General features: G+C 49.7%; 10 protein-coding genes. 9 read left to right on the forward strand and 1 reads right to left on the reverse strand.

From position 1 onward, the window contains the following. Positions 1-154: 154 nt before the first annotated feature. Entirely contained in the window at positions 155-2305 is a 2151-nt protein-coding gene (locus P1U47_RS04255; protein WP_301027344.1) for a YgiQ family radical SAM protein, read from the reverse strand. A 174-nt stretch (positions 2306-2479) separates the two neighbouring features. On the opposite strand from P1U47_RS04255, the gene P1U47_RS04260 reads away from it, so the two are divergent. From P1U47_RS04260 to pstB, 9 genes are all read left to right on the forward strand, one after another. Continuing rightward, positions 2480-2950, forward strand: coding sequence for an NfeD family protein (locus P1U47_RS04260; RefSeq protein ID WP_301027345.1), 471 nt, complete (start codon positions 2480-2482; stop codon positions 2948-2950). A gap of 44 nt (positions 2951-2994) precedes the next feature. Then, entirely contained in the window at positions 2995-3843 is an 849-nt protein-coding gene (locus P1U47_RS04265; RefSeq protein ID WP_301027346.1) for a stomatin-like protein, read from the forward strand. A gap of 20 nt (positions 3844-3863) precedes the next feature. Then, positions 3864-4718 carry a formyltetrahydrofolate deformylase gene (gene purU, locus P1U47_RS04270; RefSeq protein WP_301027347.1) on the forward strand — a complete coding sequence of 285 codons (855 nt, stop codon included), beginning with the start codon at positions 3864-3866 and terminating at the stop codon, positions 4716-4718. Between the two features lie 85 nt (positions 4719-4803). Further along, positions 4804-5511, forward strand: coding sequence for a phosphate regulon transcriptional regulator PhoB (gene phoB, locus P1U47_RS04275; RefSeq protein ID WP_301027348.1), 708 nt, complete (start codon positions 4804-4806; stop codon positions 5509-5511). 9 nt (positions 5512-5520) lie between these two features. After that, a complete protein-coding gene (gene phoR, locus P1U47_RS04280) occupies positions 5521-6816 on the forward strand; it encodes a phosphate regulon sensor histidine kinase PhoR (protein WP_301027614.1) in 1296 nt (431 codons plus the stop codon). Between the two features lie 100 nt (positions 6817-6916). Beyond that, positions 6917-7885 (forward strand): phosphate ABC transporter substrate-binding protein PstS family protein, encoded by a 969-nt coding sequence (locus P1U47_RS04285; protein ID WP_301027349.1) that lies wholly within the window; start codon positions 6917-6919, stop codon positions 7883-7885. Positions 7886-8021: 136 nt separating this feature from the next. Continuing rightward, positions 8022-10253 (forward strand): ABC transporter permease subunit, encoded by a 2232-nt coding sequence (locus P1U47_RS04290; RefSeq protein WP_301027350.1) that lies wholly within the window; start codon positions 8022-8024, stop codon positions 10251-10253. 40 nt (positions 10254-10293) lie between these two features. Beyond that, positions 10294-12000 carry a phosphate ABC transporter permease PstA gene (gene pstA, locus P1U47_RS04295; RefSeq protein WP_301027351.1) on the forward strand — a complete coding sequence of 569 codons (1707 nt, stop codon included), beginning with the start codon at positions 10294-10296 and terminating at the stop codon, positions 11998-12000. Positions 12001-12088: 88 nt separating this feature from the next. Further along, positions 12089-12880 (forward strand): phosphate ABC transporter ATP-binding protein PstB, encoded by a 792-nt coding sequence (gene pstB, locus P1U47_RS04300; protein ID WP_301027615.1) that lies wholly within the window; start codon positions 12089-12091, stop codon positions 12878-12880. Positions 12881-12903: the final 23 nt, after the last annotated feature.

Raw genomic sequence — 12903 nt, forward strand, 5'->3', positions numbered from 1 at the left:
AGATAGGCAGGGACTTATGAAACAGAACGAGGTACTAAAAACGACTTCGTGGTGCTTATACATAAAACCAAGCTGCATCCGTAGCCAGCATGATTATTATATACATAGAAAAAAGTCGCTTTGGAAGGCCTTTAGCCCGCGGAAAATGAATTTTTTATTTCGTTCTCCGTGGTGGCAGTCCAGTATGCTGGGTCAGTATGCGTCGACCTTTACCTTGTTTAGGTGTCCAGTTTACTGGTTGGCGTGGCGGCACTAGGTGTTTTTTGCCGTAGCCAATCAGGTCTTTGCGGCCCATTGATAATAAAGATTCGCGAATCGATGGCCAGCCTTCGGGGTCGTGATAGCGCAGAAAAGCCTTGTGCAGGCGGCGCTGTTTTAGGCCCTTGGCGCTGACCACATCTTCGCTAGTGCGTGACACTTTCTTGAGCGGATTTTTGCCGGAGTAATACATCGCGGTGGCGTTGGCCATGGGCGAGGGATAGAAGGCCTGCACTTGGTCGGCGCGGAAGCTATTGCCCTTTAACCACATTGCTAAATTCATCATATCCTTATCGCTGGTACCCGGATGGGCAGCAATAAAGTAGGGAATTAAATACTGTTCTTTACCCGCCAGCTTTGAGTATTTATCAAACATGGCTTTGAATTTGTCATAGCTGCCCATGCCTGGTTTCATCATCTTCGACAGAGGGCCGTCTTCAGAGTGTTCGGGGGCAATTTTTAAATAGCCACCTACGTGGTGAGTTACTAGCTCTTTCACGTATTCTGGCGTTTCAATGGCTAAGTCGTAGCGCAGTCCCGACGCGATCAATACCTTTTTAACGCCTTTTAATTCGCGCACATCACGGTATAAATCGATCAATGGCGTCTGGTCGGTGTTAAGACTTTTGCAAATGCTGGGGTACACGCACGAGAGACGACGGCAGCGACTTTCAATTTCTGTACTCTTGCAATTTAGCCGCCACATATTGGCGGTTGGACCGCCTAAGTCTGAAATAACCCCAGTGAACTCTGGGGTTTTGTCGCGGATTTTTTCAACTTCTTTAACAATCGATTCATGGGAGCGGCTTTGAATAATACGCCCCTCATGCTCGGTGATTGAGCAAAAGCTACAGCCGCCAAAGCAGCCGCGCATGATGTTCACCGAGAAGCGGATCATCTCGTAGGCCGGAATTTTTGCGGTGCCGTAAATTGGGTGCGGCTTGCGCTGGTAGGGCAGCTCAAAGACCCAGTCGAGCTCTTCAGTGCTCAGCGGAATTGGTGGCGGATTAAGCCACACTTCTTGGTCGCCGTGGCGTTGAATGAGCGCCCGGGCATTGCCTGGGTTGGTTTCTAGGTGCAATACGCGTGCGGCGTGAGCGTAGTTAACCGGATCTACTTTAACCACGTCGTAGTCGGGCAGGCGGATGACGGTTTTGGCGGCGTCGGTGCCGGCTTTACGGGCTTGCAGCGGGTCGACGATTCTGACGGTTTGCACGGCATCAATCGGCGCGCTGGCCTCTGGGTCTTCTTCGTTTTTCTTGCAGCTTTCGGTGGCGCTGGTGTCAATGTAGGGGCTAGTAATGGGGTCTACTTTGCCTAATTGATCAACGCTGGCGGAATCAATTACTGTCCAGCCGTCGGGCACCGAGCGGGTAACATAGGCAGTGCCGCGCAGGTCGCGGATGCTGTCGATGCTGTCGCCGCGGCCAAGGCGGTGCGCCACGTCAATAATGGCGCGTTCGGCATTGCCGTAGAGCAATATATCGGCGCGGGAGTCGAGTAATACTGAGCGACGGACCTTGTCGCTCCAGTAATCGTAATGAGCGATACGGCGCAGGCTTGCTTCAATTGAGCCAATAACAATGGGGCAGTCTTTGTAGGCTTCGCGGCAGCGCTGAGAATACACAATCACCGCGCGGTCGGGGCGTTTGCCGCCTTCGTTGTCTGGCGAGTAGGCGTCGTCGTGGCGCAGGCGGCGGTCGGCAGTGTAGCGGTTAATCATGGAATCCATATTGCCGGAGGCCACGCCGAAAAACAGATTGGGTTCCCCTAGCGCTTTAAACGGCTCGGCAGATTGCCAGTCAGGCTGAGCAATAATACCCACCCGAAAGCCTTGGGCCTCTAATACTCGGCCGATAACCGCCATACCAAAGCTGGGGTGATCGACATAGGCGTCGCCGGTCACAATGATAATGTCACAACTGTCCCAGCCGAGCGCGTCCATTTCCTGCCGCGAAGTGGGCAGGTAGGAGGCGGTGCCGAAACATTCGGCCCAGTAGGGGCGATGACTGAAGATAAGTTTTGGTGTTTGCATAGCTGAAGACATAGCGGTAACGCAGTATTCCGAATAAAGGGGCATTATACTAGATATTGGGCTTACTTGCTGGCTGATAAAGCGGTCACGCCAAATATAAATAGCTTTACTAAGTGCTTGAATATTTGGGGAAATCAGGGGTAAATAAGTGCCTGTCACACAAGCGATTAAGAAAAGGGCTCGGAAATGGAGTGGTTGAATTCAAATATAGCGTACTGGCATTGGATGGTTTTTGGTTTATTGCTGGTTGCTAGCGAGATGTTTATCCCCGTTTTTGTGATGATTTGGTTTGGTGCCAGTGCCATTGCAGTCGGGTTGGTGCTGGCGGTGGTTGAAATGAGCGTAGTGGTTCAGCTGTTGTTTTGGTTGACGTTATCCGTGGCGGATTTGCTGCTGTGGTTTAAGTTTATTCATCCCAAAATGAAGAACCGGACTTTATCGGGTATGTCGCGGGAGCAGGTCATTGGTCAAGAGGGCATGGTGATACGCATAGGTCCAGAGGTAGAGCACGGCACCTTGCGGTTTTCGATACCAATATTGGGTAGTGATGAGTGGCAATTTATTTGCCGCGAGCCCATTTCGGTAGGCGACCGCGTGAGCGTGGAAGAAATTTCGGGCAATACTCTCGTTGTGCGCGCTCAGCGTGCCGGCGCTTAAGTCAATATGGTGTGTACATAAACTCAAAAATAGGGAGATAGGCGATGGATGGCTTGGCAGTAGTAATAGCGTTGGCAATATTGGTGGTTATCACCTTGCTAAAAGGGGTGAAAACGGTCCCGCAGGGTTATAAACATATAGTTCAGCGCCTAGGTAAATATCACGTCACCTTAAACCCTGGTTTAAATTTTATAATTCCCTATATCGATTCGGTGGCTTATAAGCTAACCACCAAAGACATTGTATTGGATATTCCCTCCCAAGAAGTGATTACCGAAGACAATGCGGTGATTATCGCCAATGCGGTTGCCTATATTAATATTGTGGCGCCAGAAAAAGCGGTTTACGGCGTTGAAAACTACACCTTTGCGATTCAAAATTTAGTACAAACCGCGCTGCGTTCAATTGTTGGCGAGATGGCACTAGACTCGGCGCTGTCGTCGCGGGACCAAATTAAGGCCAAGCTAAAAGCCGCTATTTCAGAGGATATTGCCGATTGGGGCATTACCCTGAAAACCGTCGAAATTCAGGACATTAACCCTTCGCCAACGATGCAGGCGGCCATGGAGGAGCAGGCGGCGGCCGAGCGTCAGCGTCGCGCGGCGGTGACCAAAGCTGAGGGCGAAAAGCAGGCGGCTATTCTTGAGGCCGATGGTCGTTTAGAGGCCTCGCGGCGCGATGCGCAGGCCCAAGTAGTGCTCGCCAAAGCCAGCGGCGCTGCTATTTCGCTGGTGTCTGAGGCCGTGGGCAACGAAGAGCTGCCGGTGCTGTATTTACTCGGCGAAAAATACACCGAAGCGCTGCTGCGTTTGGCCTCGTCAAACAATGCAAAAACGGTGGTTTTACCCGCAGATTTGCCGCAGGCTTTGCGCGGTATTTTAAATAAAGTCTAATGAAGGATTGAGCGTTTTACATGGATCATACTTATCGTTTAGTGATTAGCTGCCCAGATCGTGTGGGTATTGTTGCTCGTGTAAGTCAGTTTGTTGCAGAGCAGGGAGGTTGGCTCACCGAGGCGAATTATCATGCCGACGCTGAGAGCAATTGGTTTTTTATGCGCAATGAAATTCGCGCCGAATCATTAAAGGTGAGTGCGCAGGCCTGCCGCGACGCATTTACACCGATTGCCGAAGAGTATGGTATGCACTGGGCGCTAGTAGACTCTGCGGTTAAACGCAAAGTAGTTATTTTGGCCAGTCACGCCTCTCACTGTATTGCCGATATATTACATCGCTGGCATAGCGGTGAGCTGGATTGCGATATTCCCTGCGTTATTTCCAATCACGAAAACCTACGTAGTATGGTGGAATGGCACAATATTCCCTTTGAATATGTTGCTATCGACCCGCAAAACAAAGCACCCGCCCACGCTAAAATTATGGCCTTGGCCCAAGAATACCAAGCCGACTGCGTGGTATTAGCGCGCTATATGCAAATCATTCAGCCCGAATTCTGCCAAGCCTATGCGGGGCGAATGATTAATATACATCACAGCTTTTTGCCGTCATTTATCGGCGCCAACCCCTACCAAAAGGCTTTTGATCGCGGCGTTAAACTCATTGGTGCCACTAGCCACTATGTCACCGAACGTCTCGATGAGGGGCCAATCATTGAACAAGATGTGATTCGGGTTTCTCATCGCCACAGCAAAGACGATTTGGTGCGTCTTGGTAAAGATGTTGAAAAGTCGGTGCTAGCTAGGGCGCTGCGCAATCATCTTGAAGACCGTGTTTTGGTTCACGGAAATAAGACGGTAGTGTTTGATTAAACTGGGAAAATCAGAACTGTCATAAAATTGTCACTAAAAATCGTTTTAATGCAGCTTATAAATATCGCAAAAAAAGGTTAAAGGGATGACTGCAAGCACCATATTGATCGTCGACGACGAAGCTGCAATCCGTGAAATGATACGGGTAGGCCTGGAACTGGCCGGCTATGAGTGTCTGGAAGCGAGCAATGCGCAGGACGCGCATGGCCTAATTGTTGATCGGCGACCTGATTTGGTATTGCTGGACTGGATGATGCCGGTAACCAGCGGCTTAGAGCTGCTGCGTCGGCTGCGCCGCGACGAGCTAACCCGAGATTTGCTGGTTATTATGCTGACCGCCAAAGACGATGAAGACAACCGAGTGCAGGGCTTGGATGTGGGTGCCGACGATTACATCACCAAACCCTTTTCGTCGCGGGAGCTAATGGCGCGTATAAAAGCGATTATGCGTCGCTCCACCAGTCGCGAAGAAGAAGAGAGTATTGAGGTGGCGGGGTTAAAATTAGATCCCAGTAGCCATAGGGTGTTTGTTGACGCCACGCCATTAGAGATGGGGCCCACCGAGTTTAAATTATTAAAGTTCTTTATGACCCATCAGGAGCGGGCGTATAGTCGCGGCCAGCTTTTGGACCAAGTCTGGGGAACCAATGTCTATGTCGAGGAGCGTACCGTTGATGTGCATATTCGGCGGCTTCGCAAGGCCCTGCAGACCGAACTTCGCGACTGCGGGCTATTAATTCAAACAGTTCGGGGAACGGGTTACCGTTTTTCCACCACGGGTGTCTGCGCATAGCGCGAAATGATGCGGTATTACAGTTGGAAGACAGAATTATTACGGCTTAGTGTGCCATTGCTTGCAGTGGCCGCCGTCAGCGTTATTTTTGATCTGGGGGTTTTGCCCCTGCTGGTGCTTGCGATACTTATCTGTGGCCGTGTATTGCAGCAATTGCAACGCCTGTCAGATTGGCTATACAGCGGCGCTGGCGAAGAGCCGCCGGAGGCAAGAGGCATGTGGGGCCAAGTTTTTGATGTGATATATGACATGCAGCGCGAGTCTAGCCAAGACAGTGAGCGCTTGCAGGCAATGATTGATTATTTACACGCTTCTTTTGCGTCGATGTCTGATGCGGTAGTAATGCTAGACTCGCAAGGCAATATCGAATGGTGTAATTCGTCGGCGCACGACTTACTAGGGCTTAGACAGGAAGATGACACTGGCAGGCAGTTGGTGAATTTATTGCGCAGCCCTGCATTTTTACGGTATTTCGAGGCGGAGCGCTACCAGGCTCCGTTGGAAATGAACTCCCCTGTTAATGGCATGATTAATCTCAGTATCAGCGTCAGTTTTTTTGGCAAAGGCAATCGGCTATTGTTTGCTCGGGATGTGACCCGAACCCATCGTTTGGAGCAGATGCGTAAAGATTTTGTTGCCAATGTTTCCCACGAATTGCGCACGCCACTTACCGTAATTAATGGTTATTTAGAGACCTTTGCAGAGCACGGTGGCGAAAATCCGCGCTGGGACAGGGCGGTAAATCAGATGCTGCAACAGTCGCGGCGGATGAATTTGTTAATTCAAGACTTAATGTTGCTGTCGCGCTTAGAATCGGTTCCTAAATTAGTTGATGAGAGTGTCATTCGCCTGCGGCCCCTCATGGAAATGATTCGCGAAGAGAGTGAGACCGCGGCGAGTGGCTCGCGGAATATTGTGATTGAATGTGACGACAATATTGCAATTAATGGCAATGCTAATGAATTGCGCAGTGCTTTTTCTAATTTGGCAGTCAATGCTGCACGTTATACCAGCGAGAATGACAAAATTATCCTGCGCTGGTATCAAGATGACTACCATGCCTATTTCGAAGTTGAAGACACTGGCATAGGCATAGAACCGCAATATATTCCTCGCTTAACCGAGCGCTTTTACCGTGTAGATCAAAGCCGCTCCCTCGATACTGGCGGCACTGGGCTGGGGCTGGCCATCGTTAAGCATGTGCTTATTCGTCACCGCGCCGAGTTGCGTATTCGCAGTGTGCCAAATAGTGGCAGTGTTTTTACCTGTGTGTTTCCCAAATCTGTGGCCGTAAAAGTAGCTTGAATTGCCGGTAAGGGATATTTCGGTGCTTGTCACAAAGTTGTCACAATTCGTCTATAAAGTGGCATCGTTGTAACAGCTTAATGGCTTTGGGAGTATCGAATTGAAGATTAAATATTTAGTAGCAAGTACAGTCGTAGCCTTGTCGTCAATGGCCGCGGTAGCCGATTCCCGCGTAGACAGCAAGTTGCCAGAATACACAACGGCGTCGGGCGTATCCGGTAATTTGTCCAGTGTTGGCTCGGATACACTCGCCAACTTGATGACCTTGTGGGGTGAGGATTTCAAACGCATTTACCCTAATATTAATATTCAGATTCAGGCCGCGGGCTCGTCTACTGCGCCACCAGCGTTGACCGAAGGCACCTCAAATATCGGTCCGATGAGCCGTAAGATGAAAGACAAAGAGCTTGAGTCTTTTGAAACGAAATACGGTTATAAACCCACTGCTATACCCGTTGCGATTGACGCTTTAGCCGTATTCGTACACAAGGATAACCCGATTGTTGGGATGACGATGGCGCAGGTTGACGCGGTGTTTTCTAGCACCCATAAATGTGGCCACGCCGCGAATGTCGACACTTGGGGTGGACTGGGTATGAAAGATGCCTGGGCGGCGCGCGACATTCAAATGTTTGGTCGTAACTCAGTTTCCGGTACTTACGGCTACTTTAAAGAAGAAGCCCTGTGTAAAGGCGATTTCAAAAATGGCGTTAACGAACAGCCTGGTTCAGCGTCGGTAGTGCAGTCGGTCTCTACGTCTATTAATGGCATTGGCTACTCTGGCATTGGTTATAAAACCTCTAGTGTGCGCGCGGTACCGTTGGCGAAAGACGAGAAAAGTGCTTTTGTTGAAGCCAATGCAGAAAATGCGACTAAAGGTAGCTACCCACTGTCGCGCTTCCTCTACGTTTACGTAAACAAAGCGCCTAACAAGCCACTTGCACCACTAGAGCGTGAGTTTGTGAAGCTGGTTTTGTCAAAGCAAGGGCAGGAAGTTGTGGTCAAAGACGGCTATATTCCGCTACCGGCCAGTGTGGTTGATAAAATCCGCAGTAAATTAGAGCTATAGGCCAGCGAGGCTGTAATGCTAACGGAAATGCCGCAGAACCCATTTGCGGCATTTTTTTTTGTGGCAGAGTCGAGTGTCATAATACTGTAACAAAACTGTCATACTGTGTGTGCTGGTTTTTTAGAGAGCGAGTAAAATGAGTCAGTCTGAGGTACGAGCTACCGCTTCCGCTTACCGCAAATGGCGGCAAGTTAAGGATGGTATCGCAACAGCCACCATTACCACAGGTGGCATAGGCGTACTATTTGCCATACTACTGATATTTTTCTACCTGCTATTTGAAATTATGCCGCTGTTTGAATCGGCATCGCTCAAAGAGGGTAACCAGTACGCAGCAAGCAGTGACACCCCCAGTCTTTATTTAGCGATGGAAGAGCAGGCCGAAGTCGGTTTTCGTCTTGATCGCTCAGGCCGAGCTGATTTTTTTCAAGTGAGCGACGGCAAATTGCTGTTGAGTAAAGAGCTGCCCTTAAATAATGCGGCCATAAGTAGCTTTTCACTAGACTCCGAAGTTAGTCGTATTTTTGCGCTGGGCCTGAGTGATGGCCGAGTATTGATTGCTAAGCACGATTACCGTACCAGTTACCCTAGTGATAAGCGCCTTATTTCCCCCGAGCTGCGTTATCCCTATGGTGAACAGACGTTACGGCTTAGCGAAGATGGACCAATAGATCAAATAGCCATTAGCGACAGCGACGATGAGTTGCTTTTGGTGGCAATAAGCAATGGCAAGTTAATTGGTCGTCGCTGGGTGAAGGAAGAAGACTTTCTCAGCGAGGAAGTGACATTAGTCGAAGAATCGGTAGATCTACCGGTTTTGGATATAAGCGCGGACAGGGTGCTAGTTGGTCCTGGCCAGCAGTGGTTGTACGTGTTAAGTAATGACGGCGGATATCGCCTTATTGATTTGCGTCGTGTCAATGTGGCAGATCGCGGCTATTTATTTGATAACGGCAAGCTGAGTGAAGCGCGATTCCTGCTCGGTGGTATTTCCTTGCTCACCGCCAATGATCACGGTGAAGTAGGGCAGTGGTTTGTGGTTCGCGATGCGGAGCGTGAGTCGGGGTATCGCCTGCAACCGGTACGGCAATTTGACGTGCCAATGGGTGGTAGTGCGGCCTTAGTGACAGAGCACCGCCGCAAAGGATTTTTGAACGTAACTAAAGATGGCACTTTGGATGTGTTTTACACCACTTCACATCGTCGCTTGTTGAAGCGCGATCTTGATATTGGTGCAGTCGCATCGATGGCAATTTCGCCACGTGCCGATACTGTATTACTCGAAAATACCAAGGGTATGTTATACAGCTACGAGCTTCATAATGAGCATCCCGAGCTGTCGTGGTCTGCGCTGTGGAGCAAAGTTTGGTACGAAAGTTATCCCGAACCAGATTATGTGTGGCAGTCCTCGGCATCAACTAATGATTTTGAAGCTAAATACAGTTTTGCCCCGCTGGCTTTTGGTACGTTAAAGGCCGCCTTTTACGCCATGGTAATTGCGGCACCGCTGGCCATATGCGGCGCCATTTACACCGCCTATTTTATGGCGCCGGCGCTACGCCGAAAAGTGAAGCCGCTCATCGAATTAATGGAGGCTTTGCCAACGGTCATCCTCGGCTTTCTCGCCGGATTGTGGCTGGCGCCCTTCATTGAAAAAAATATGCCTGCGGTTTTTTCGCTGTTCTTGATCATGCCGGTGGGTGTTCTGCTATTTGCCTGGTGTTGGGCGCAACTCCCTGTTGGCCTGCGTCGCCATGTGCCAGAAGGCTGGCATCCGGTGTTGTTAGTACCGGTAGTGCTGGGGATTGTGGTCGCCTGCGTGACCCTGGGCGCACCCATGGAAAGAGCCTTTTTTGGCGGTGATATGCGCGCTTGGCTCACCAACGATTTAGGCGTGTCTTTCGATCAGCGCAATGCCTTAGTGGTGGGGATTGCAATGGGCTTTGCGGTTATTCCGACGATATTCTCGATTGCGGAAGACGCGATATTTTCTGTGCCTAAACACCTTAGTTATGGCTCCTTGGCGCTGGGCGCAACGCCCTGGCAGAGTTTGATTGGCGTGGTAATGCCAACAGCGAGCCCAGGTATTTTCTCGGCGCTAATGATCGGCATGGGCAGGGCGGTGGGCGAGACCATGATCGTGCTTATGGCGACGGGGAATACGCCCATTATGGATGCTAATATATTTGAAGGTATGCGCACCTTAGCGGCCAATATCGCAGTTGAAATTGGTGAAACTGAGGTGGCGAGCTCCCATTACCGGATTCTGTTCTTGGCGGCATTCGTGTTGTTTATGTTCACCTTCTTTGTTAACACCATTGCGGAAACAGTGCGTCAGCGTCTGCGTATGCGCTACGGAAACCTTTGATATTGCTATCGCAGCAGGCTGTGAAACAGGAAATTAAAAAATGTCTTTGCACGATGATAACAAGCAGGGCCTGATCGAGTGGTGTAAGCGCGGTGAGCCCATGATTTGGCTGAACGCGGCGGCGGTTACTGTAAGTACCATGGCGGTTGTTGGCTTGTTGCTGCTGTTGGCAGTGAGGGGCTTTGGCCATTTTTGGCCTGCCGCCGTAGTTCAGGCTGAATATAACCTGCCAAGCGAGACGGCTATTCCGATACTTGCCGAGCGGGTTGAGGTCGAGAGTGTACCCATTGAACAGCTTTTAAGTGCGGGCTTTAAAATTGACGCCAGTGAGCCTTTTGTTAAGCGCGAATTAGTTAAAGTTGGCAACCGCGATGTTGGTGGTGCTGATTTTAAGTGGGTAATTAGCGACTACCTAGAAAATGTTCAATATCCAAACGATGTGTTGGTGATAGAACGTCGCGAGTGGGGCAATTTCTACGGCTTTTTACAAGATGTTAAAGAGCAGGGCAAGATTGTTGCTAGCACCACTACAGACAGTTCGGCGGCGTTGTTGGACTTCCAAGAGCGGGTTGCGCGGGCGAGTGATATTCACGACCAGATTGCGAAAATTGAAAAGAAAGAAATTGGCAGCATAAATTATAAGCTGGAAAAACTGCGTTTGAAGGAGCGGGGTTTAAGCCTTAATAAAGATTTAAGCGCTGCGAGTCGGCAGCAAGCCGAAGCCGAAATTGGCCTGTCTCGGGCTGAACTTGATATTCAGTATAAGGCTTTGCAGGGCCAACTGGCTGAGCTGTATACCCAGTGGAATCGCGATAGCTATACTATTTTGACCAGTAGTGGCCAACTCCGCGAGCAGCGCATGGCGACCGTGGTAAAGGCGTATCAGCCCAATGCCATGCATATTGGTCAGAAAGTTGTATTTTACTTTCAAAAGTTTGGCGAGTTTCTTACCGATGAGCCCCGCGAGGCCAATACCGAGGGCGGAATATTCCCCGCTATATTTGGCACCGTTATTATGGTGCTGATCATGTCGGTATTGGTTACGCCGTTTGGCGTTATTGCGGCGGTGTATCTGCGTGAATATGCCAAACAGGGTTTGATGACCCGTATTGTAAGAATTGCAGTGAATAATCTGGCGGGAGTGCCGTCGATTGTGTACGGTGTTTTTGGCTTAGGTTTCTTTATCTACTTTTTAGGTGCTGAAATGGATAAGGCCTTTTTTGCCGAAGCGCTGCCCGCACCAACGTTTGGTACCCCAGGTTTGTTGTGGGCGTCGGTAACCTTAGCCTTGTTAACCTTGCCGGTGGTGATTGTGGCAACAGAAGAAGGCTTAGCCCGAATTCCGCGCAATTTGCGCGAAGGCAGTTTGGCCCTTGGCGCCACTAAAGCAGAAACCCTGTGGCGAGTAGTACTGCCAATGGCGAGTCCTGCGATGATGACTGGCTTGATTTTGGCCGTGGCGCGGGCGGCGGGTGAGGTGGCACCGTTAATGTTGGTGGGGGTGGTTAAGTTGGCCCCTTCGTTACCGGTTGATGGTAACTTCCCCTATTTCCATCTCGACCAGAAGTTTATGCATTTGGGCTTTCATATATACGATGTGGGTTTCCAGAGTCCGAACGTAGAGGCAGCACGACCTCTGGTTTACGCTACTGCGCTCCTGTTAGTAGTGATTATTGCCCTACTCAATTTAAGTGCTGTGGCTTTGCGCAACCGTTTGCGTGAAAAATACAAATCACTGGAAATGTAATCGCGTGAATAAAGTGAATGAAAAGGCGGCGAATTTTATGACGACAGATAAAGCGGCAGTGAAATCACATGCCATTAATATAGAATCAATGGGCCGCAATCGCGGGGAACAGTCTATTCACGACGAAGACATTACCCTAACGGTAGATAACCTCGATCTTTACTACGGTGAAAAGCAGGCCTTGTTCGATGTGAACATGGTGATTCCACGTAAAAAAGTGACGGCCTTTATCGGCCCTAGTGGCTGTGGTAAATCAACGTTATTGCGGTGTTTCAACCGCATGAATGATTTAGTCGATACCTGTCGTGTGGACGGCGGAATTTCCCTCGACGGCTCTAATATTTATGATAAGCGGGTCGATGTCGCAACCCTGCGCCGCCGTGTAGGCATGGTGTTTCAAAAGCCCAACCCCTTTCCTAAATCTATTTATGAAAATGTTGCGTATGGTTTACGTATTCAGGGGATTAATAAAAAGCGGGTTTTAGATGAAGTCGTTGAACGCTCCTTGCGCGGCGCGGCTTTATGGGATGAAGTTAAAGACCGCTTGCACGACAATGCCCTTGGCATGTCTGGTGGTCAGCAGCAGCGCTTGGTTATAGCGCGGACCATTGCGGTAGAACCTGAGGTCTTGCTTTTGGATGAACCGGCTTCGGCGCTGGATCCAATATCAACGCTCAAAATTGAAGAGTTGATTTACGAACTTAAAGACAAATACACAATCGTAATTGTTACGCATAATATGCAGCAGGCAGCTCGTGTTTCTGACTATACTGCGTTTATGTATATCGGTAAGTTAATTGAATTCGACAATACCGATATTCTTTTTACCAACCCGAGTAATAAGCAAACAGAAGATTATATTACTGGGCGTTACGGTTGATCCGGCGTGGAAAATCTCTGTCC

It is taken from the genome of Zhongshania sp. (assembly GCF_029212375.1).
Taxonomy (GTDB): domain Bacteria; phylum Pseudomonadota; class Gammaproteobacteria; order Pseudomonadales; family Spongiibacteraceae; genus Spongiibacter.

Bases quoted from the DNA above. Each gene is read 5' to 3' on its own strand.
- P1U47_RS04255 (WP_301027344.1), bottom strand. From the start codon at position 2,305: ATGTCTTCAGCTATGCAAACACCAAAACTTATCTTCAGTCATCGCCCC.
- P1U47_RS04260 (WP_301027345.1), top strand. From the start codon at position 2,480: ATGGAGTGGTTGAATTCAAATATAGCGTACTGGCATTGGATGGTTTTT.
- P1U47_RS04265 (WP_301027346.1), top strand. From the start codon at position 2,995: ATGGATGGCTTGGCAGTAGTAATAGCGTTGGCAATATTGGTGGTTATC.
- purU (WP_301027347.1), top strand. From the start codon at position 3,864: ATGGATCATACTTATCGTTTAGTGATTAGCTGCCCAGATCGTGTGGGT.
- phoB (WP_301027348.1), top strand. From the start codon at position 4,804: ATGACTGCAAGCACCATATTGATCGTCGACGACGAAGCTGCAATCCGT.
- phoR (WP_301027614.1), top strand. From the start codon at position 5,521: ATGCGGTATTACAGTTGGAAGACAGAATTATTACGGCTTAGTGTGCCA.
- P1U47_RS04290 (WP_301027350.1), top strand. From the start codon at position 8,022: ATGAGTCAGTCTGAGGTACGAGCTACCGCTTCCGCTTACCGCAAATGG.
- pstA (WP_301027351.1), top strand. From the start codon at position 10,294: ATGTCTTTGCACGATGATAACAAGCAGGGCCTGATCGAGTGGTGTAAG.
- pstB (WP_301027615.1), top strand. From the start codon at position 12,089: ATGGGCCGCAATCGCGGGGAACAGTCTATTCACGACGAAGACATTACC.